At 69.8% G+C, this 21,870-nt stretch carries 15 protein-coding genes and 1 riboswitch; of the genes, 11 read left to right on the top strand and 4 right to left on the bottom strand.

Annotated features, from left to right (window positions below):
* The first annotated feature begins 22 nt into the window (after positions 1-22).
* The gene (locus tag AAFO60_RS08580) at positions 23-772 is read left to right on the top strand and encodes a DUF6069 family protein (protein ID WP_347955758.1); all 750 of its coding nucleotides are present in this window, start codon (positions 23-25) and stop codon (positions 770-772) included.
* Between the two features lie 248 nt (positions 773-1,020).
* Here the strand turns inward: AAFO60_RS08580 and AAFO60_RS08585 are convergent, their stop codons facing one another.
* A complete protein-coding gene (locus AAFO60_RS08585) occupies positions 1,021-1,824 on the bottom strand; it encodes a biotin--[acetyl-CoA-carboxylase] ligase (RefSeq protein WP_347955759.1) in 804 nt (267 codons plus the stop codon).
* A gap of 136 nt (positions 1,825-1,960) precedes the next feature.
* On the opposite strand from AAFO60_RS08585, the gene AAFO60_RS08590 reads away from it, so the two are divergent.
* Genes AAFO60_RS08590 through AAFO60_RS08600 form a run of 3 tightly spaced genes read left to right on the top strand, consistent with a single transcriptional unit; the run spans position 1,961 to position 4,533 of the window.
* Entirely contained in the window at positions 1,961-3,586 is a 1,626-nt protein-coding gene (locus tag AAFO60_RS08590; RefSeq protein ID WP_347955760.1) for an acyl-CoA carboxylase subunit beta, read from the top strand.
* Positions 3,587-3,619: 33 nt separating this feature from the next.
* The gene (locus AAFO60_RS08595; protein WP_347955761.1) at positions 3,620-3,856 is read left to right on the top strand and encodes an acyl-CoA carboxylase subunit epsilon; all 237 of its coding nucleotides are present in this window, start codon (positions 3,620-3,622) and stop codon (positions 3,854-3,856) included.
* Positions 3,853-4,533 (top strand): Maf family protein, encoded by a 681-nt coding sequence (locus tag AAFO60_RS08600; RefSeq protein WP_347955762.1) that lies wholly within the window; start codon positions 3,853-3,855, stop codon positions 4,531-4,533. Before AAFO60_RS08595 ends, AAFO60_RS08600 begins: the two co-directional genes overlap by 4 nt.
* 66 nt (positions 4,534-4,599) lie before the next feature.
* On the opposite strand, the gene AAFO60_RS08605 is transcribed toward AAFO60_RS08600, so the two are convergent.
* Positions 4,600-5,505, bottom strand: coding sequence for a neutral zinc metallopeptidase (locus AAFO60_RS08605; RefSeq protein WP_347955763.1), 906 nt, complete (start codon positions 5,503-5,505; stop codon positions 4,600-4,602).
* Between the two features lie 184 nt (positions 5,506-5,689).
* Between AAFO60_RS08605 and AAFO60_RS08610 the strand changes: the two genes are divergently transcribed.
* From AAFO60_RS08610 to AAFO60_RS08635, 6 genes are all read left to right on the top strand, one after another.
* Entirely contained in the window at positions 5,690-6,583 is an 894-nt protein-coding gene (locus AAFO60_RS08610; protein WP_347955764.1) for a sulfurtransferase, read from the top strand.
* Positions 6,584-6,599: 16 nt separating this feature from the next.
* The gene (locus tag AAFO60_RS08615) at positions 6,600-7,025 is read left to right on the top strand and encodes a SufE family protein (protein ID WP_347955765.1); all 426 of its coding nucleotides are present in this window, start codon (positions 6,600-6,602) and stop codon (positions 7,023-7,025) included.
* 16 nt (positions 7,026-7,041) lie between these two features.
* Positions 7,042-8,505, top strand: a complete 1,464-nt coding sequence (locus tag AAFO60_RS08620) for a condensation domain-containing protein (RefSeq protein ID WP_347955766.1) — start codon at positions 7,042-7,044, stop codon at positions 8,503-8,505.
* 205 nt (positions 8,506-8,710) lie between these two features.
* Positions 8,711-10,510 (top strand): acetyl/propionyl/methylcrotonyl-CoA carboxylase subunit alpha, encoded by a 1,800-nt coding sequence (locus tag AAFO60_RS08625; protein ID WP_424311275.1) that lies wholly within the window; start codon positions 8,711-8,713, stop codon positions 10,508-10,510.
* Positions 10,511-10,661: 151 nt separating this feature from the next.
* Positions 10,662-11,024, top strand: coding sequence for a hypothetical protein (locus AAFO60_RS08630; protein WP_347955768.1), 363 nt, complete (start codon positions 10,662-10,664; stop codon positions 11,022-11,024).
* 119 nt (positions 11,025-11,143) lie between these two features.
* On the top strand, positions 11,144-16,600 hold the full coding sequence (locus AAFO60_RS08635; protein WP_347955769.1) for a carboxyl transferase domain-containing protein: 5,457 nt from the start codon (positions 11,144-11,146) through the stop codon (positions 16,598-16,600).
* A gap of 121 nt (positions 16,601-16,721) precedes the next feature.
* On the opposite strand, the gene AAFO60_RS08640 is transcribed toward AAFO60_RS08635, so the two are convergent.
* Together AAFO60_RS08640 and AAFO60_RS08645 are read right to left on the bottom strand one after the other, a co-directional pair.
* Positions 16,722-18,143, bottom strand: coding sequence for an amino acid permease (locus AAFO60_RS08640; protein ID WP_347955770.1), 1,422 nt, complete (start codon positions 18,141-18,143; stop codon positions 16,722-16,724).
* Positions 18,144-18,217: 74 nt separating this feature from the next.
* Complete coding sequence (locus AAFO60_RS08645; protein ID WP_347955771.1) at positions 18,218-18,802, bottom strand: hypothetical protein; 585 nt, start codon at positions 18,800-18,802, stop codon at positions 18,218-18,220.
* Between the two features lie 72 nt (positions 18,803-18,874).
* Positions 18,875-19,120, top strand: a riboswitch (cobalamin riboswitch).
* A 190-nt stretch (positions 19,121-19,310) separates the two neighbouring features.
* On the opposite strand from AAFO60_RS08645, the gene metE reads away from it, so the two are divergent.
* Entirely contained in the window at positions 19,311-21,620 is a 2,310-nt protein-coding gene (gene metE, locus AAFO60_RS08650; RefSeq protein ID WP_347955772.1) for a 5-methyltetrahydropteroyltriglutamate--homocysteine S-methyltransferase, read from the top strand.
* The last annotated feature ends 250 nt before the right edge of the window (positions 21,621-21,870 follow it).

Raw genomic sequence — 21,870 nt, forward strand, 5'->3', positions numbered from 1 at the left:
GCAGCGACCACAGGTGAGGACCATGACCTACAACGATCCGCGTGACCCGTACCGCGACGAACAGCCGCCGCAGACCCGGGCGTACAGCCGACCGGGCGACTATCACGAGTACGGCGATTCCCAGTACCGCGATTCCCAGTATCCGGACTATCCGTACCCCCCGTCTCAGTACCCGCAGTCCCAGAACCCGGAGAGCCTGTACCCGCAGTCCAAATATCCGCAATCCCCGTACCCGCAGTCCCAGTACCCCGAATCCCACGGCTCCGAGTCCCCATACGATCCTCGGTACGGGGGCGACAGCGGCTACCAGCAGGCGCCGGCGGCGGCACCGCGCAAGGCGCCGCGCCGCGGCCCGGATGTGGATCCGCTGATGTTCTGCGGCGGCGTCCTGATGACCGGTGTGGTGACCGGTCTGGCCGCGTGGCTGGCCGCGTGGATCATTCGCGCGATCACCGAGAAGGTCAACGCCTCGGGACAGCTGGGCGTGTGGAATCCGCTCGCGCAGGACGAGGTGTGGTTCGCGCTCACCGGGTTCGTCGTCGCGATCGTCGGCGGAGCGCTCTGGTACCTGCTTCAGGTGGCCACTCCGACGCCCGACCAGTTCTACAGCTGGGTGGTGGGACTGCTGGTCGCGGCGGCGGTGATCCTGCCGCTGTTCCTGTCGCAGGAGATCTCGTCCGGCATCGGCACCGCGGTCATGCACTTCATCATCGGCATGCCGGTCCTGACGCTGATTCCGACCATGGGTCGGGCCAGCCGCCGCAAGAAGTAGTCGGGTCGCAGACGTCATCGCCGTGTCCCGGCCCGGTCGGGGTCGGGCGACGTCGCCCGCGTCGGGGACGAGTCGAACATTCTGTTGCGACGGCGGGTCGGACAGATGTCACCGCTGAGGGCGCACATCCTCCAGGGGAGGGATGTGCGCCCTCAGCGGTGAACTCGATCCGAGACAACGACCCCACCTCGTTCCCCAGCCCCAGGTCTGCAGCCCCAGCCCGGGTAGCGGGCCCCTCCCGCGCGCGGTCAGCCTTGTGCCGGGCGCAGGTGCGTCACGTCGCCCGCCGATGCGGTGATCGGCCCGTCGGGACCGTCGACGATGATCCGTCCCTCGTCGTCGATGTCGACCGCCTCTCCGATCACCTCGACCTCGCCCGGCAGGATCAGCCGGACGCGCGATCCCAGGGTGGCGCTGACCCGGCGATAGCCTTGCGCGAGTGCGGCGATGTCGTCCGGCCAGCCCGCCAGTCGCTCCGACAGCGCCCGCAGGTAGGAGGCGGCGAGGTCCGTACGATCGACCGGGCCGCCGACCAGGTCGCTGATCGACGCCGCCGTGTCGGGCGCGGCCCCGGCGGGCAGATCGAGGTTCAGGCCGGTGCCGATGATCGCCACCCCTCCCTCACTGCCGGGGAGCAGGCGGAACTCCGACAGGATGCCCGAGAGCTTGCCGCCGCCGGGCGCCAGGACGTCGTTGGGCCACTTCAGGGTCGGTGCGGCGCCGCCGAGCCGGGTCACCGCATCGTGGACCGCGAGGCCGGTCAGCAACGACAACCAGCCCAGGTGCCTGACGGCGTCGCCGTCGACCGCGACGGCGACCGAGATCGCCAGTTGCCCCGGCGGGGTCTCCCAGACCCGCGCGTGCCTGCCTCGGCCCGAGGTCTGCCGACCCGCGATCAGCACCGCGCCGTCGACGCCGGCCCCCGCGTCGTCGACCCTGGCGATGAGGTCCGCGTTGGTCGATCCGGTCTCGGCCACCACCTCGATGCGCGTCCAGCGCGTGCCGGCGAGCTGAGCAGTGAGCGAGTCGGGGTCCGGCACATCGATTCTCATGAACGTGCAGTTTACCGGCGGCGCGAGGTGAACGTCCTCACAGAAGCGTGGATCCCGTGATCTCGAATGTGAGGATATTCTCACATTCGCGGCGCGCTTGACCGAGCGCCCGCTCGGGACGTTAGCATCGTTGTCCATGACGACTGCTTCACGCGATGAGGGCGCTGCTCCCGACATCCACACGACGGCGGGCAAGCTCGCCGATCTGCGCAACCGGCTCGCCGACGCCGAGTTCCCCGTCGGCGAAGCCGCCGCGGAGAAGGCGCACGCGAAGGGCAAGCTCACCGCCCGCGAGCGGATCACCCATCTGCTCGACGAGGGTTCGTTCGTCGAGCTGGACGCCCTGGCTCGTCACCGCTCCACCAACTTCGGCCTGGCCGACCGCCGCCCGCTCGGCGACGGCGTCGTGACCGGCTACGGCACCGTCGACGGCCGCGAGGTCTGCGTCTTCAGCCAGGACGCCGCGGTCTTCGGCGGCAGCCTCGGCGAGGTCTACGGCGAGAAGATCGTCAAGGTCATGGACCTCGCGCTCAAGACCGGTCGTCCGCTGATCGGCATCAACGAGGGTGCGGGTGCTCGCATTCAGGAGGGCGTCGTCTCGCTGGCCCTCTACGGCGAGATCTTCGGCCGCAACGTCCGCGCCTCCGGCGTCATCCCCCAGATCTCGCTGATCATGGGCCCCAACGCAGGCGGCCACGTGTACTCCCCCGCCTTGACCGACTTCGTGGTGATGGTCGACAAGACCAGCCAGATGTTCGTCACCGGCCCGGACGTCATCAAGACGGTCACCGGTGAGGACGTCACCCAGGAGGATCTGGGCGGCGCGTCGACCCACATGACCAAGTCGGGTGTGGCGCATTACGTCGCTCCCGATGAGGAGGACGCGCTCGACTACGTGAAGGAACTGCTCGGGTACCTGCCGAGCAACTGCCGTGCCGACGCACCGCGTCTGCCGGTCCCCGAGCGCGTCGGGTCGATCGAGGACAACCTCACCGACGAGGACCTCGCGCTCGACACCATCATCCCGGACTCGCCCAACCAGCCGTACGACATGCACGAGGTCATCCGCAACCTCCTCGACGACGACGAGTTCCTCGAGGTCCAGGCCGAGCGCGCGATGAACATCGTCGTCGGCTTCGGCCGCATCGACGGCCGCAGCGTCGGCATCGTCGCCAACCAGCCGACCCAGTTCGCCGGCTGCCTGGACATCGACGCCTCCGAGAAGGCCGCGCGCTTCGTGCGCACCTGCGACGCCTTCAACGTTCCGATCGTCACCCTGGTCGACGTCCCCGGCTTCCTGCCGGGCACCGAGCAGGAGTACAACGGCATCATCCGCCGCGGCGCCAAGCTCCTGTACGCCTACGGTGAGGCCACCGTCGGCAAGGTCACCGTCATCACCCGCAAGGCCTACGGCGGCGCGTACGACGTCATGGGCTCCAAGCACATGGGCGCCGACGTCAACCTCGCCTGGCCCACGGCCCAGATCGCCGTCATGGGCGCCTCCGGCGCCGTCGGCTTCGTCTACCGCAGTCGGCTCAAGGAAGCCGAGGCGAACGGCGAGGACGTCGACGCCCTGCGCCTGGAACTGCAGCAGGAGTACGAGGACACCCTGGTGAACCCGTACGTGGCGGCCGAGCGCGGCTACGTGGACGCGGTGATCCCGCCGAGCCACACCCGCGGCCAGATCGCGAACGCCCTGAAGCTGCTGGAGCGCAAGCTGGTGCAGGTGCCGCCGAAGAAGCACGGCAACATCCCGCTGTAAGCACCACACCTCCACCAGAAAGGCGACTCCCGCATGAGTGCAGACGTCACCTCGGCAGCAGGCGACGAGCAGCCCGCCCGCCCGTTCCTGACCGTCGTCAGCGGCAATCCCACCGACGAGGACGTGGCGGTGCTGGTCAGCGTGCTCGCGGCCGCCGGGGGCGAGCACGCCCCCGAACCCGGGCCGCGCAACGACTGGGGCCGCCCGGTCGACATGTTCCGGCAGACCTGGGGTCAGCCGGGCAGCTTCACCAACCGCGGCGGTTGGTGAACACCGCTTCGCGCTCCGCCTCGACTCCGACGACCGTCGTCCTCGGCTCGGCCTCGCCGGCACGCCTGCGCGTGCTGCGCGGGGCCGGGCTGGCGCCGACGGTCGTCGTGTCTGCGGTGGACGAGGACGCACTGCTCGAGGACCTCGCGGGCGCACCGTTCCCGCAGATCGTCACCAGGCTGGCCGAGGCCAAGGCCGACGCGGTGGTCGCGGCGATCCTCGACGACGCCGTCGACGGTGTGCAGGCGAGCGCCGACATCGTCGTTCTGGCCTGCGATTCGATGCTGCTGCACGACGGTGAGCTGTCGGGCAAGCCGCACACCCACGAGGCCGCCGTTGCCCGGTGGCGCCGCGTGCGCGGCACCACGGGCCATCTGATCACCGGACACTGCGTGCGCAGGCTCGCCGGTGGGCGGCCTGTCGCGACGGCCGCGCACAGCGAGTCGACGGCGATCTTCTTCGCCGACGCCTCCGACGAGTTGATCGACCGCTACGTGGCCACGGGTGAGCCGCTCGAGGTGGCCGGCGGCTTCACCCTCGACGGCATCGGCGGCTGGTTGATCGACGGCATCGACGGCGATCCGTCGTCGGTGCTCGGCATCAGCCTGCCGCTGGTCCGCCGGCTGCTCACCGAGGTCGGCGTCGACGTGGCCGACCTGTGGGTGGCCATCCCCTGATATCGCACCCGTTTCGGTTTGCGCCCCTTGTCGCGACAGGGAGCGGAGACCGAATGGGGTGCGATATCAGCTCGTCAGGACCGTCGGCCAGTATCGCTTCAGGCAGTCGCCCGGCTGTCCCTGCCGCTTCAGGTTGTCGCTGAAGCCCTTCCACAGGGCGTTGGCGCGGGCGAACGAGGTGCCGTGGCCCAGGCCGGGTTCGGCGTCGCCGATGCTGACGATCAGCGCCGCCGCCTGCAGCATCGCGGTGAACGACAGATCCTTGCGCTCGAACACCGTGGCCGCCCAATTCCCCGCGAAGCAGTCCGCGATCAGCTCCCGATCGTCGCCGACCGGGCCGTCGGAGCGACTCAAGCCGTACACGTCGGTGAGCCGGTGGACCACGTTGTGCCCGTACTCGTGCGCGATGATCGTCGCCGCGGTGAAGTCGCCGAGCATGATCCCCGACGAGCCCATCAACTTGCCGTTCCAGATGTCGGCGAAGGTCTGCACCGGCAGGATCACCGACCCCAGCCGCGACGCACCGCTGCCGTCCGGCTGCGTGTCGAGCGGACAGAAGAACGCGTTGGGGAAGTCGGCCGGGATCCCGCTCGCGAGCTCACCCGAGTCGAGGCACTCGCTGCGGAACGGGGCTCCCGGTTCGATGAGCACTCGGCCCGCCGACGACTCCTCGATGTTGAGCCGGACGAACCAGTCCTGCCAGACCGTGTCGAGGTCGTCGAGCACCGCGGTCAGATAGGCGGGCACCGCCGTCGACGCGTTCGACGTCGTCACCCCCGAGGCCGCCAGCCGCTTCGAGACGAACACCGGCAGTTCCGGGCAGGCGGTCGTCGAACACCGCTCGGCGGGTTTCGCCGTCGCACGCTGCGGCGTGCCGTCCACGCTGCACGCGACCGCGAAGACGGCCGTGGCCAACGCCAGAACCGGCATCAGAACTCGCCCGCACCGGCGCGCCGCTCTCCCACTCGACATGCACCGAACGCTAACACCCGCCCCCGACATCGGACAGCGCATGTCATTCGCGGCATCGACGACAGAGCGGAATCGCGGCGGACTCCCGGCCGGTCCGCTGAAACACCGTCCGACGACGTCCGTATGCTGGAGTGGGCGGCTGACCCGGTCGCGTCCGACATCTTGCAGAGGCGGGAGACCTTCAGTGGCTGTGGAATTCGATCCGAATCCGGCATTCGCCAAGTTTGCACATCCGGAACGCTTGGTGACGACCGAGTGGCTCTCGGCTCACCTGGGCTCGCCCGGGCTGAAGATCATCGAGTCCGACGAAGACGTCCTCCTGTACGACATCGGCCACATCCCGACCGCCCAGAAGGTCGACTGGCACCTGCATCTCAACGATCCGGTCACCCGCGACTACATCAACGGTGAACAGTTCGCGAAGTTGATGAGCGAGAAGGGCATCGACCGCGACGACACCGTCGTCATCTACGGCGACAAGAGCAACTGGTGGGCCGCCTACGCCCTGTGGGTGTTCACCCTGTTCGGCCACGAGGACGTGCGCCTGCTCGACGGCGGCCGCGACGCCTGGATGGACGAGCAGCGCGAGACCTCCTTCGAGGTGCCCGTCTACCCGGCCACCGATTACCCCGTCGTCGAGCGCGACGACTCGAAGATCCGCGCCTACGCCGACGCCGTGCTGGCCGAACTGGGCACCACCCCGCTGGTCGACGTCCGCTCACCGCAGGAGTACACCGGCGAGCGCACCCACATGCCCGACTACCCGCAGGAGGGCGCGCTGCGGGGCGGCCACATCCCCACCGCGGTCTCCATCCCGTGGTCGAAGGCGGCCGCGCCCGACAGCCGCTTCCGCACCCTGCCGGAGCTGACCGAGGTGTACGCCGGTCTGGACCCGAAGACCCCGACCATCGCGTACTGCCGGATCGGCGAGCGCTCCAGCCACACGTGGTTCGTGCTGACCTACCTGCTGGGCTTCGAGAACGTCCGCAACTACGACGGCTCGTGGACCGAGTGGGGCAACCGGGTCCGCGTGCCGATCGTCACCGGCGAGGAGCCGGGCTCGGTCGACGCCGACTGAGCCGCAGGACCCACGCATGACACTGCCGTCCTCCCTCGCCGAGATCGTCGCCGACTTCGCCGAGCTGGCCGACCCGGACAAGATCACCCTGCTGCTGGAGTTCGCCGGCGATCTCCCCGACCTGCCCGAGCATCTCGAGGTCGAGGCGATGGAGCCGGTCCCGGAGTGCCAGTCGCCGATCTTCCTGTCCGTCGACGCCTCGGACCCCTCCGCGGTGCGCCTGTACTTCAGCGCACCGCCGGAGGCGCCGACCACCCGCGGGTTCGCCTCGATCCTGCACGAGGGGCTCGACGGCGCCTCCGCCGCCGAGATCACCGGCGTCCCGAACGACTTCTTCCACGACCTGGGCTTGGCTTCGATCATCAGTCCGCTGCGGCTCAACGGCATGGCCGGCATGCTGACGCGGATCAAGCGTCAGGTCAAGGAACAGACTTCAGACTGAGACTTGCTTCCCCGCAATGGATTTCCTTCAGATTCTCGACGCTCCCATTCAGCCGGGCGGGCTCGTCGAATGGATTCCGGCTGTGCCCGGCGGTCTCGGCAACTGGCAGCGCGACAGTCGGCAGACCTCCCATAACCACGAAGCGCACCTGCGTTCGGCGTTCGAGTATCGCGCGCTGACCCACCGTGAGGGCGGGCGCGAGTCGTGGCTGGGTCTGGCGATCGAGTTCGCCGAGCCGATGTCGGTGCCGTCGGTCCGGACGGCGATCGTGGCCTACATCAACCGTCACGAGGTCCTGCGCACCCACGTGGTGCTCAAAGCCGACCGCGACGGCCGCTACCGCACCGAGCGCTACAGCACGCCGCCGGACACCGTCCGGGTCAAGATGGCCCGCATCGGCTGGTACACCGAGACGCCCCTGCTGCTGGAACAGATCGCCGGTTCCTTCGACCGCGCGACCGCACCGCTGCACTGGCCGGCCTACCGTTTCGCCACGGTCGCCCGCCCGGACAGCTTCACCCTGCTGATGGCTGCCGACCACTCGCTGGTGGACGGCTACTCGCTGGTGAGCGCACATCACGAGTTGACCGAGCTGTACCGCGCCGCCCGCGAGCGACGACTGCCCCAACTCGAGCCGACGGGCAGCTACCCCGACTTCAGCGACGTGCAGCGACGAGCGGCCGACGAAGCGGACGCCTCTCACCCGGCGGTCCGCACCTGGGCGAACTTCCTCGCCCGGTACGGCGGCACGATGCCGCTCAATCCGCTGCTGACCCCGTCCTCGGCCGATGCCGACCCGCCGACCGCGCCGGTGCCCGCACCGGTCGACCACCGGCCCGCGGGCGGCACCGCCGAGGCCGCACCCCCGCAGCCCTATCAGCCGTCTCGGACGGTGCTGCTGCTCGACGAACCCGCGGCCCGCCGATACGAGGACTTCTGCGCGGCGGCGGGCGCCTCGCTGGTCGGCGGTCTGCTCGGCGCCCTGGCCGTCGCCTTCCGGCGGGTCAGCGGTGCCGACGACTTCGCGATCGTGATGCCCCGGCACACCCGCACCGACCGCTCGTGGCTGCATTCGCTCGGCTGGTTCGTCGGCCTGGCCCCGCTGGTCGTCGACGTGTCCGACGACCCGTCGCTGGCCGAGGCCGGTCGGCGAAGCACGACCGCATTGACCGATTCGCGGCACGGCGGCAAGCTCCCGTTCCTCCGTGTGGCCGATCTCATTGGATTGACCGGGACCCCGCATTTCGTCGTCTCGTACATGGACACCCGCACCACCCCGAAAGCCGATGTCGGCGATGCGGGCGCGGCGCGCGTGCTCCGCAGCCATTCCTACTCTGACGACGAGGTTTACGTCTGGGTGAACCGGACGCCGGGGGGAGTTCGGATGCACGCGCGGTATCCGGCGTCGCACACCGGGATCGTCTCGCGGTTCCTGGACTGCTTCGCCGACCTACTCGCGCGTACGGCGAGCGACGGGTAGACCAATTCCAGACGTGCACGACAGGCCCGTCACCGAACAATCGCTCGGTGCGATATTCTAAGTCGCGGAAATCACGTTGCCCGCCGAATGCGAGCCATGTGTACGACGCCACGAGCGGGAGTTTCCCGCGCGAGACGCAGCCCGTCGACCCCGGATGGCGAACGCCGTCCCCGACAACGGCCCGCCGCCCGGCGGTGCTACAGGAGTGCCAGTGACCAGTTCCGCTGAAGTCAGCCAGACGACCATCAAGAAGGTCCTCATCGCCAACCGCGGCGAGATCGCCGTCCGCGTGATCCGCGCCGCGAAGGACGCCGGGATCGCCAGCGTCGCGGTGTACGCCGAGCCGGACGCCGAGGCACAGTTCGTCCGGCTCGCCGACGAGGCGTTCGCGCTGGGCGGTCAGACCTCAGCCGAGTCGTACCTCGTCTTCGACAAGATTCTGGACGCCGCTGCACGCTCGGGCGCCGACGCCATCCACCCGGGCTACGGCTTCCTCTCCGAGAACGGCGACTTCGCGCAGGCCGTTCTGGACGCGGGCCTGACCTGGATCGGTCCGTCGCCCGAGTCGATCCGCCACCTCGGCGACAAGGTCACCGCCCGGCACATCGCCGAGCGTGCGAAGGCACCGATGGCCGCCGGCACCAAGGACCCGGTGTCCGGCGCCGACGAGGTCGTCGCCTTCGCCAAGGAGCACGGGGTTCCCGTCGCGATCAAGGCCGCCTTCGGCGGCGGCGGTCGCGGCATGAAGGTCGCCCACACCATCGAAGAGATCCCGGAGCTGTTCGAGTCGGCCACCCGCGAGGCGGTCGCCGCCTTCGGTCGCGGCGAGTGCTTCGTCGAGCAGTACCTCAACAAGGCCCGCCACGTCGAGGCCCAGGTCATCGCCGATCAGCACGGCAACGTGGTCGTCGTCGGCACCCGCGACTGCTCGCTGCAGCGTCGCTTCCAGAAGCTCGTCGAAGAGGCCCCGGCCCCCTTCCTGACGCCCGCCCAGCACGAGATGATCCACTCGTCGGCCAAGGCCATCTGCCGCGAGGCCGGCTACTACGGCGCCGGCACGGTCGAGTACCTGGTCCAGGGCGAGACGGTGTCGTTCCTCGAGGTCAACACCCGACTGCAGGTCGAGCACCCGGTCACCGAGGAGACCGCGGGCATCGACCTCGTCCGTCAGCAGTTCCGCATCGCCGAGGGCAAGGAGCTCTCGATCACCGAGGATCCCGAGCCGCGCGGCCACTCGTTCGAGTTCCGCATCAACGGCGAGGACGCCGGGCGCGGCTTCATGCCCGCCCCGGGTCCGATCACCACTTACCGCGAGCCCACCGGCCCCGGCGTCCGCGTCGACTCCGGCGTCCGCGAGGGCGATGTGATCGGCGGTCAGTTCGACTCGATGCTCGCCAAGCTCATCGTCACCGGTGAGGACCGCCAGCAGGCGCTGGAGCGGTCGCGCCGCGCCCTGGCCGAGTTCGAGGTCGGCGGTCTGGCCACCGTCATCCCGTTCCACCGCCACATCGTCAGCAATCCGGCGTTCATCGGCGACGAGAACGGCTTCGAGGTCTACACCAAGTGGATCGAGAACGACTGGGACAACGTCATCGAGCCCTTCACCGGCGGTGAGCCGCTCGACGACGAGGACACGACGCCGCGCCAGCAGGTCGTCGTCGAGGTCGGCGGCCGTCGCGTCGAGGTCTCGCTGCCCGGCGACCTGAACCTGGGCGGGGGCGGCAGCAACGGCGCCGTCCAGCGCAAGCCGAAGGCACGCACCCGCAAGAAGGGCGGCGCGGCAGCCGCGTCGGGCGACGCCGTCGCAGCACCGATGCAGGGCACCGTCGTCAAGGTCGCCGTCGCCGAGGGCGACACCGTCGCCGCCGGCGACCTGGTCCTCGTCCTGGAGGCCATGAAGATGGAGAACCCGGTCACCGCTCACAAGGACGGTGTGGTCACCGGACTCGCCGCAGAGGCGGGCGCCGCCGTCACCCAGGGCACCGTCCTGCTGGAGATCAAGTAGTACCGCTAGATCTCCGCGCACCGATGTCAACCCGTGCCGTGTTCCGTGTCCGAAGCCGAGACGGAACACGGCACGCGCTTTTCCAGCGCACAGACGCCGCCCGATCACGACAGATCCGGCGAAACGAGCAGCCGCAGGAGGCCCGGTAGAAATGCAGCCCGTCGAGGTGAATGCCGGCGCCTGGTATCTGCGCGCTCTGCGTCACGACGAACGACTCTCCGACGTCCCGGCACTGACCCTGCTGGGCGTGGACGACCCCGCCGACTACGTCCGACGAGCCCACGAGGGCTGGACCGACGAGACCGGCTACCTCTGGGCCGTCTGCATACCGACCACGGGCGAACTGGTCGCCGTGATCGGCGTGACTGTCCGCGGACCCGCAGGCGGCGACCTGCGCGGACTCGCCCGCGACGGCTACGCCGAGGCGCTCGAGCAGGCCTGCGCCCCCGTCAGCCGACTGGCCGCGGATCTGCTCCGACTCGATCCGACCCCGCTGACAGTCGGCCTCCCCTGACCCCACACGCGTCAGGTCTCCGCGACCCCGGACCCACCTGATTCCAGCCGCACCACCCCAGCCGCACAATCCCCCCAGCCGCACCACCCCAGCCGCATCTCACACAAGGAGCTCCCCCGTTGTTCAAACGCATCGCGATCGTCAACCGAGGCGAGGCGGGCATGCGCCTCATCAATGCAGTCCGAGACCTCAACGCCGAGACGGGACAGTCGATCGAGGTCGTCGCCCTGCACACCGACGTCGATGAGAACGCGACGTACGTGCGCGAGGCCGACATCGCATTCGATCTGGGTCCGGCGTCGGCCCGCCCCTACCTGGACCTGAAGGTGCTCGAGAACGCCCTGCGCAGCACCGGCGCCGACGCCGCCTGGGTCGGATGGGGCTTCGTCGCCGAGGACCCCGCCTTCGCCGATCTGTGCGACGAGATCGGCGTCACCTTCGTCGGCCCGTCCGGTGACGCGATGCGCAAGCTCGGTGACAAGATCGGCGCCAAGCTGATCGCCGAGGAGGTCGGGGTGCCGGTCGCCCCGTGGAGCCGCGGGCCGGTCAACGACGTGGAGGAGGCCAAAGCGGCCGCCGAGTACATCGGGTATCCGCTGATGCTGAAGGCGACCGCAGGCGGCGGCGGGCGCGGCATCCGCAAGGTCACCGACGAGTCCGAGCTCGTGGACGCCTACCAGCGCACCCGAGAGGAGGCCGAGCGGGCCTTCGGCAGCGGCGTGGTCTTCCTCGAGCGCCTGGTGACCGGTGCCCGGCACGTCGAAGTGCAGGTCATCGCCGACGGTCAGGGCACCGCGTGGGCGCTGGGCGTGCGCGACTGCTCGGTGCAGCGGCGCAACCAGAAGGTCATCGAGGAGTCCTCCTCACCGGTCCTGAGCCAGGATCAGGCCGACGAGGTCAAGGCCTCGGCCGAACGCCTCGCCCTGGCGGTCGGCTACCGCGGTGCGGCGACCGTCGAGTTCCTGTACCACCCAGGTGAGCAGCTGTTCGCCTTCCTCGAGGTCAACACCCGCCTGCAGGTGGAGCACCCGATCACCGAGCTCACCAACAGCTTCGACCTGGTCCGCGCGCAGCTGCACGTCGCCGCGGGCGGTCGGCTGGAGGGACCGCGGCCGATCGAGCGCGGTCACGCCATCGAGGCCCGGCTCAACGCCGAGGACCCCGACCGCGACTTCGCGCCGGCACCCGGCCGGATCGCCTGCCTGGACTTCCCGAACGGACCCGGCATCCGTGTCGACACCGGTGTCAGCGAAGGCGACACCATCCCCGCCGACTTCGACTCCATGATCGCCAAGATCATCGCCTACGGCCGCGACCGCGACGAGGCGCTCGGTCGGCTGCGCCGCGCGATGTCGCGCACCGGCGTCATCATCGAGGGCGGCGCCACCAACAAGAGCTTCGTGCTCGAGCTGCTGCGCCAGCCCGAGGTCATCGACGGCTCGGCCGACACCGGGTGGATCGACCGGGTGCGCGACGAGGGCCGGCTGGTCTCCCAGCAGCACTCCACCGTGGCGCTCGCCGTGGCCGCCATCGACGCCTACGAGGAGGACGAGCAGGCCGAGCTCGAGCGGCTGCTGGTGACCGCGGCCGGCGGCCGCCCGCAGGTGCAGCACGAGAGCGCCCGACCCGTCGACTTCAAGCTCCGGGGCGCGGCCTACCGCGTGCGCGTGGCCCGGACCGGCGCACACCACTTCCGCATCCGGGTCGAGGCCGGCGACCAGTTCCAGGCCTTCGACGTCGAACTGCAACGCTACGACGAGCATGCGGGCAGCCTCACCGTGAACGGCGTCCGCTACCGCCTGCTCACCGACGTCCACGGACCGATCCACCTGGTCGACGTCGACGGCGTCACCCACCGGGTGAGCCGCGACGAGGGCGGCGTCGTCCGCTCGCCGGCTCCGGCGCTGGTCATCGCCACCCCGCTCGAGGTGGGCGGCGAGGTCGAGGCCGGCGATCCGGTGCTGGTGCTCGAGAGCATGAAGATGGAGACGGTCCTGCGGGCGCCCTTCAAGGCCCGACTCACCGAATGCCTGGTGTCGGTCGGCGGCCAAGTGGAGACCGGCGCTCCCCTGCTGCGCCTGGAGCCGCTGAGCGACGAGGCCGACGAGGACACCGGATCGGCCGACGACGCGGTGCTCGACCTTCCCGACCCCACCGAGCCGGCCGATGCCGGCGCGGGCCTGGCGCGCGGCGCACAGGATCTGCGCGGACTGCTGCGCGGGTTCGACGTCGACCCCGACGACACCGGGCGTCCGCTCGCCGACTACCTCGCGGCGCGAGCCGACGCGCTCGCCTCGGGTCGGCGCACGCTCGCCAGCGAGATCGACCTCGTCACGGTCTTCGCCGACATCGCGGCCCTCACCGAGCGGCGCCCCGCCGACGACGCGGCGGAGGAGGACGCCCACGTCCACAGTGCCCGCGAGCACTTCCACACCTACCTGCAGAGCCTGGACGTCGACGTCGCCGCCGTCCCGCAGCGCTTCCAGACCAAGCTGGCCGCGGCCCTGTCGCACTACGGGATCACCGAGCTCGATCGGACGCCCGACGTCGAGAACGCGGTGTTCCGGATCTTCCTGGCACTGGCTCGCGCCTCGGCGACCGCGCCCGTCGTCGTCGCCCTGCTGCGCCAGTGGCTCACCGACCCCGCACCCGAGGACGACCAGCGCGAGGCGGCCGGCGTCGCCGTGGAACACCTGATCGCGGTGTCGCAGGCCCGGTACCCCGCCATCGCCGACCTGGCTCGCGGCGTGCTCTACAACTGGTTCGGCCAGCCGCGGCTGCGTCGCAATCGCGAGGCCATCTACAGCCTCGTCCGGTCGCACCTGACCTACCTGGACGCGAATCCGGACGCCGCCGACCGCGCCGACCGGATCACCGACATGGTCCGCAGCACCGCACCGCTGGTGACTGTCCTCAGCGAACGGCTCAACGACGACTCGCTCGACGACGCCGTGATGCTCGAGGTCCTCACCCGCCGCTACTACGGCAACAAGGGGCTGACGGCGGTGCGCTCGTCGCGCAACGGGGGCTGCACCTTCGTCGTCGCCGAACGCGACGGCGCCTCGCTGGTGTCGGTCGCGTCGAGCTTCGAGAACCTCGACACGGCGCTGGACGGGCTCTCGGAGCTGGCCGAGACGTCTGCGTCGATCGACGCCGACATCTACGTCCGGTGGGAGAATCAGCCCCACGACAGCGACGGCCTGGTCGCCGCGCTGTACGACGTCCTGTCGGCGCACGTGCTGCCCGATCGCATCCACCGCGTCACCGCGACCATCGCCGGCCGCGGAGCCGACACCATGCACCACCACGTGACGTTCCGGCCGTCGGCGACCGGATTCACCGAGGACCGGCTGATCCGGGGACTGCACCCGTACATCGCGCGACGCATGCAGATGGAACGGCTGCGCAAGTTCGATCTGACGCGGCTGCAGTCGTCCGACGACGACGAGGTCTACCTGTTCCGTTGCGTCGCGAAGGCCAACCCGGCCGACGATCGGCTCATCGCCTTCGCCCAGGTCCGGGACCTGACCGCCGTCGAAGAGGACGGCAGGCTGCTGACCCTGCCGACCGCGGAGATCGCCCTCGGCACCTGCGTCGACGCGATCCGCCGCGCACAGTCGGGCCGCCCGACGCGCAGCCGGTTCACCACCAACCGGATCGTCATGTACATCTGGCCGCCGATGGAGGTGTCGCCGAGCGCGGTGAAGCGGATCGTGGAGCACACGATCGAGACCAACTCGGTCGCCGGCGCCGGCTTGGAGGAGATCACGCTGATCGGACGGTTGCGTGACCGGACGACCCGCGAGCTGTCGAAGGTCGAGATCCGGATCACCTTCGGTCCCACCGGCGAGTCGGTGGTGGAGTTGGGCGAGCCGTCCGACGAGCCGGTGGAGCCGATCGACGAGTACCGCCAGAAGGTCCTGAAGGCGGCCTCGCGCGGCACCGTGTACCCGTACGACCTGGCCGGAACGCTCGGCGAGTTCACCGAGTACGACCTCGACGGCGACGCACTGGCACCGGTCGAGCGGCCCAAGGGGCAGAACTCGGCGGGCATCGTCGTCGGCGTCGCCACCACCGAGACCGTCAAGCATCCGGAGGGCGTCACCCGCGTGGTGCTGCTCGGCGATCCGACGAAGTCGCTCGGTGCGCTGGCCGAGCCGGAGTGCGCCCGGGTGATCGCCGCCCTCGACCTGGCCGAGCAGATGCAGGTGCCGCTCGAGTGGTACGCGCTCTCCTCCGGCGCACGCATCTCGATGACTTCGGGCACCGAGAACATGGACTGGGTGGCCGCCGCGCTCAAGCGGATCGTCGAGTTCACCCAGGCCGGCGGCGAGATCAACGTGGTCGTCGCCGGGATCAACGTCGGCGCCCAGCCCTACTGGAACGCCGAGGCGACGATGCTGATGCACACCAAGGGCATCCTGGTCATGACGCCCGATTCGGCGATGGTGCTGACCGGCAAGCAGTCGCTCGACTTCTCCGGCGGCGTCTCGGCCGAAGACAACTTCGGCATCGGCGGCTACGACCGCGTGGCCGGCCCCAACGGCCAGGCACAGTACTGGGCGCCCAACCTGCCCGCGGCGCGGGACGTGCTGATGGCCCACTACGACCACACCTACGTGGTGCCGGGCGAGGCCGGTCCGCGACCGGCGACGTCGACCGACCCGGTGGACCGTGACGTCACCGAGTTCCCGCACAGCATCCCCGACAGCGAGTTCACCACCGTCGGCGACATCTTCTCGGCGACCGCGAACCCGGACCGGAAGAAGCCCTTCGACATCCGCACCGTGATGCGGGCGCTGTCGGACCAGGACCTGCCGGTGCTGGAACGCTGGGCGGGCATGGCCGACGCCGACACCGTCGTGGTGCAGGACGCGCACCTGGGCGGCGCGCCGGTGTGCCTGATCGGCATCGAGTCCAAGCCGGTCGCCCGACGCGGTTTCACCCCGACCGACGGCCCCGACACCTTCACCGCCGGCACGCTGTTCCCGCAGTCGTCGAAGAAGGCGGCCCGCGCGATCAACGCCGCGAGCGGAAACCGTCCGCTCGTCGTGCTGGCGAACCTGTCGGGCTTCGACGGCTCGCCGGAGTCGATGCGCAAGGTGCAGCTCGAGTACGGCGCCGAGATCGGCCGGGCGATCGTCAACTTCGACGGCCCGATCGTGTTCTGCGTGATCTCCCGGTACCACGGCGGCGCCTTCGTCGTGTTCTCCAAGGCGCTCAACCCGAACATGACCGTCCTGGCGGTCGAGGGATCGTTCGCCTCGGTGCTCGGCGGAGCGCCCGCCGCCGCGGTCGTCTTCGCCGGCGAGGTCAGCGCCCAGACGGCCAACGACCCGCGGATCAAGGAGCTCGAGGCGCGGATCGCCGACGCCTCCGGCACCGACCGCGCCACACTGGGGGCCGAGCTCGATCAGCTGCGCACCTCGGTGCGGGCGGAGAAGATCTCCGAGATGGCCGCGGAGTTCGACGGCGTCCACGACATCGCGCGCGCCGTCCGCGTGGGTTCGGTGGACGAAGTGATCAGCGCCGCGGCGCTGCGACCGCGGATCATCTCCGCGATCAGCGGCCGGTAGCCGCCTGACGGTCGAGCCGGGGCCTGCGACTGCGGGCCCCGGCTCTGTCGTCGCCGCACCCGGTGCCGGCGCCGCCCGGGCGCCCAGTCCGGTGACTGCCGGCCGGCCCGGTCGCTGCCGGCTACGCCCCGGTCTCGTCGGCCGGGGCCGGTTGTCCGGCGCCCGCGGTCGGTGCCCCGCGCCGATCCGCCGGCCGGGACACGAACAGCCGGTAGGCGACCGTCAGTGCGACCAGCCACACCGTCCCGGTCAGGAAGGCGATGCGGGTGTCGGCGTCGACGACGAGGATCACCGCGACGAAGCCGAGGAAGCCGATGGCGAGCAACTGGCCGTACGGCCAGAACGGGACGCCGAACTCCAGCGTCCGCTGCTCGGCCGACGACATCGCGCGGCGCGCCCGATACTGCGAGAGCAGGATCATCAGCCACACGAAGATCGTCGCGAAGGTCGCGATCGACGCGACGAGCAGGAACACACGGTCGGGCATCAACCAGTTCAGGACCACCGCGAGAAGCAGCGCCCCCACCATGACGACGACGGTGAACCAGGGCACGCCGTTACGGGTGACCACCTTCATCGCCGCGGGCGCCTGCCCCCGCTGAGCCAGCCCGTACATCATCCGTCCGGCGCCGAAGATGTCGCTGTTGATCGCCGACAGGGCCGCGGTGATCACCACGACGTTGAGGACGGCCGCGGCCGGCCCCACCCCGAGCGCCTCGAAGATCTGGACGAACGGGCTGCGGTCGCCACTGATCTGACTCCACGGGGTGATCGCCATGATGACGGCGAGCGTGCAGACGTAGAACAGCAGGATCCGGACCGGGACGGTGTTGACGGCCTTCGGGATGGTGCGGCTCGGGTCGGCGGCCTCACCCGCGGTGATGCCGATGATCTCGGTGCCGCCGAAGGCGAACATCACGACTGCGAAGCTCGACAGGAAGCCTGCGATCCCGTTGGGCATGAAGCCGCCGTCGGACCACAGGTTCGTCGCCCCCTGCGCCGGGTCGTGAACCCCGAAGCCGAAGATCAGGATCGCGACGCCGCCGACGATCATCGCGACGATGGCGACGATCTTGACCAGGGTGAACCAGAACTCCAGTTCGCCGAAGACGGTGACGCTGAGCAGGTTGACGGCGCCGATGAACAGCACCACCGCCAGCACCCACGTCCACCGCGGCACGTCGGGGAACCAGAAGCCCATGTAGACGCCGAACGCGGTCACGTCGGCCAGGCAGACGACGATCATCTCGAAGATGAACGTCCAGCCGGTCAGGAAGCCGGCCAGCGGCCCGATGTGCTCGCCGGCGAACTCCCCGAAGGAACCGGCGACCGGGTTGCGGACCACCAGCTCGCCGAGTGCCCGCAGCACCAGGTAGATGACTGCGCCGCCGATCAGATACGCCAGCAGGACCGACGGTCCGGCGGCGCGAATGGCTTCGGCGGAGCCGTAGAACAGACCCGTCCCGATGGCCGATCCGAGTGCGATGAAGCGGATGTGCCGGGCGTTGAGTCCGCGGGTCAAGGTGTCGGCGGTGCGGCTCAAGCGCGATTCCTTCTTGGTGAGACGAGCGTGGTGAAACGAGCCGGGACGGGCCGGCCGGCGGGTCGGAGCAGGAGTCAGAGCACGGAGTCGGCGGGGTTGCCCAGATCGGTGCAGTCCACGAGCAGCACGTCGTCGCGATGCTCGATCAGGTAGCGGACGGCCGACAGACCGGCGCCCATGTCGGCGATCACCTCGCGGATGCGGTCGGCGCCGAGGTAGATCGGCTGCGCGGCGCGACCGGCGAACGCGGCTCGGCAGATCGTTCCCGGGTGATCGCCTGCGGCGTCGATGACCCGCGAGACCGCGATCGGTCCGGAGTCGGGGCTGTCGAGCGTCTGCAGCACCACCCCGGTGAGGGCGGGATGGTCGTCGACGAAGGTGAGCGCGGCCGTGGAGCACGCGTCGAGGCTGGTGTACCACTCGGGCAGATACAAGGTGGTGGACGTGGTGTCGGGGGCGGGCACGATCCGCGCGCCCAATGCGACGAACACCTGTCCGCAGCCGCCCGCACCCAGACTTGACACGGCGGCCATCAGGCGCTGGATTCCGGGAACATCCTCATCACCTGCGGGGACGCGCTCGTCGCCGCGTGCGACGAGGACGATTCCAGCGACCGATCCAGCCGATGAGCCTGAATTAAAATCACTGCCGGATTCCATGATGCTCAATCTTACCCGCCCGATTACCATCGAGATCGCAACTGGTTCGCCCGACCGAGATCACCAAGGAGCCCCTGCTTCTCGTCCTCGGGCGTCGACGCGAGAGCACCGCCGAGGCGGTGTCCGCCGCCAAGAGGGAATCCGGTGAGACACCGGAGCTGACCCGCAGCGGTATGTCGGAACGACCGCCGTCAGACGCACTGGGACCGGCCCGCCGAGGCGGCCACCTCCCGGGAAGCGACGGCCAGTAGATGCGGGGCTCCTGTGTGAGCGCGCGCGCCGACGAGCCCGAAGACCTGCCCGTTGTATCGGGTGCACCCGCGCCCGATGGTTGTCCGCCTCGAGGGACGGGCGACTGACGAACCGACCTCCGTACCGGTGCGCGCGGCCTCGCCGAGGCGCACCGTGGAGGACGCGCCCGATCGGCGCGGCACACGACGAGGGCCGATTCGCAGCCGCCCTGCATGGCGACAGCTGTCCACTACTCATGCAGGAGAGAAGAACAGTCATGTCTGACGACAGGGCACACAGCACTGACACCGCCCGCGCCTTCACGGCCACCGTTCCGGGCGTCGCCCGCATCGGCGCGGGCCGCGAACTCAAGCGCGCCGTCGAAGGCTACTGGGCCGGCCGGATCGACGCCCACGCCCTCGACCAGGTCGCGACCGGCATCAAGCGCGACAGCTGGAATCAGCTGGTCCAGGCCGGTTTCGACGCCGTCCCGGTGAACACGTTCTCGTACTACGACCAGGTCCTCGACACCGCGGTGATGCTCGGCGCGCTCCCGCCGCGCACAGCTTCGGTCGCCGACCCGCTCGACCGCTACTTCGCCGCCGCCCGCGGCACCGCGGACATCGCCCCGCTGGAGATGACCAAGTGGTTCGACACCAACTACCACTACCTGGTCCCGGAGATCGGCCCCGACACCGTCTTCGCCCTCGATGCGACCAAGGTGCTCGACGAGATCGGTCAGGCCCGGGCCCAGGGCGTTCCGGCACGGCCGGTGGTGATCGGCCCGATCACCTTCCTCGCACTGTCGAAGGCCGTCGACGGCGCAGCCGAACCGCTCTCGCGGATCGACGACCTGCTCCCCCTGTACGTCGATCTGCTCGGCCGCCTCACGCAGGCCGGCGCCGAATGGGTGCAGATCGACGAGCCGACGCTGGTCACCGATCAGGCCTCCGACCTGGCTGCGCTGGCTGAGCGCGTCTACACCGCCTTGTCGGCGGCGCCCGCACGCCCGCGGATCCTGGTGCAGACCTACTTCGGCGACGCCGCCGACCGGCTCGGTGCGCTGGCGCGGACCGATGTGGAGGCCGTCGGCGTCGACCTGGTGGCCGGCTCTGCGGATTCGGTGCGGGCGGCGGGCCTGACCGGCAAGCACGTCGTCGCCGGTGTGGTGGACGGTCGCAACATCTGGCGGACCGACCTGGATCGGGCACTCGAGACGCTGCGGTCGCTGGCGCCGCACGTGGGTTCGCTCGCCGTGTCGACGTCGTGCTCGACCCTGCACGTGCCGTACACCGTGCGCGGCGAATCGGAGCTCGATGCCGCGCTGGCGAGCTGGCTCGCCTTCGCCGAGGAGAAGTTCGCCGAGGTGGCGGCACTGTCGCGCGCGCTGATCCACGGCCGCGACGATCAGGCCGGCCAGTTCGACGCGGCCCGCGCCGCGCTCGCCACGCGAGCCACCGATCCGCGGCTGCACGTCAGCGCGGTGCGGGACCGGCTTGCCGGGCTGTCGCCCGCCGACTGGACGCGCACGCCCGCCGACGTCCGTCGGCAGGCACAGGATGCGGCTTTGAACCTGCCGGTCCTGCCGACGACCACCATCGGCTCCTACCCCCAGACCGTCGAGATCCGCAAGGCTCGATCGGCGCTGCGCAACGGCACGCTCGACGCCGAAGGATACCGCTGCCGCATGGAGCGGGAGATCGCCGAGGTGATCGCGCTGCAGGAGAAGGTCGGGCTGGACGTGCTGGTGCACGGCGAACCCGAGCGCAACGACATGGTGCAGTATTTCGCCGAGCAACTCGACGGGTTCTTCGCCACCGCCAACGGCTGGGTCCAGTCGTACGGCTCACGCTGTGTGCGGCCGCCGGTCCTGTTCGGCGACGTCTCGCGTCGCGCGCCGATGACCGTCGGCTGGATCACGTACGCGCAGTCGCTGACCAACCGCCCGGTGAAGGGCATGCTGACCGGTCCGGTCACCATCCTGGCGTGGTCGTTCGTCCGCGACGATCAGCCGATCGCCGACACCGCGAACCAGGTGGGGCTGGCAATTCGCGACGAGACGGTCGATCTGGAGCGGGCCGGGGTGCCGATCATCCAGGTCGACGAGCCCGCGCTGCGTGAGCTGCTGCCCCTTCGCGACACCGACCGCGCTGCCTACCTGGACTGGGCCGTTCGATCGTTCCGGCTGGCGACCGGCGGCATCGCCGATCAGACACAGATCCACACCCACCTGTGCTACTCGGAGTTCGGCGAGGTGATCGGCGCGATCGCCGGCCTGGATGCCGACGTCACCTCCATCGAGGCGGCCCGCTCGCACATGGAGGTGCTCGACGATCTCAACTCCGCGGGCTTCGCCGCGCAGGTGGGACCGGGTGTCTACGACATCCACTCGCCGCGGATCCCGAGCGCCGACGAGATCACCGAGTCGCTGAGGGAGGCCTTGGGCGCGGTGCCCGCCGACCGGCTGTGGGTGAACCCGGACTGCGGTCTCAAGACGCGTCGCACCGATGAAGTGACCGCGGCCTTGAAGCACATGGTCGCTGCCGCACACCGGGCCCGCGCCGAGGTCGCACAGCCCGTCGGCTGACGAGCGCAAAGCCCGCCCCGACCAGGCCTGTCGGGTGAGTGAAGGGACGGACAGGCGCAGCGCATCGAGACCACCCGCCGGTCTCGATGCGCTTGCTCGCTCCGCTCCCAGGCTTACTCGACCACCCTAGAAACGAGACGACCCGCAGGTCTCGAACCGCTTACTCGACCACCCTAGAAACCAGGATTGTCGAGTAAGCGAAGGAACGAACAGGCGCAGCGCATCGAGACCACCCGCCGGTCTCGATGCG

It is taken from the genome of Gordonia aichiensis (assembly GCF_039946255.1).
Lineage (GTDB): Bacteria > Actinomycetota > Actinomycetes > Mycobacteriales > Mycobacteriaceae > Gordonia > Gordonia aichiensis_A.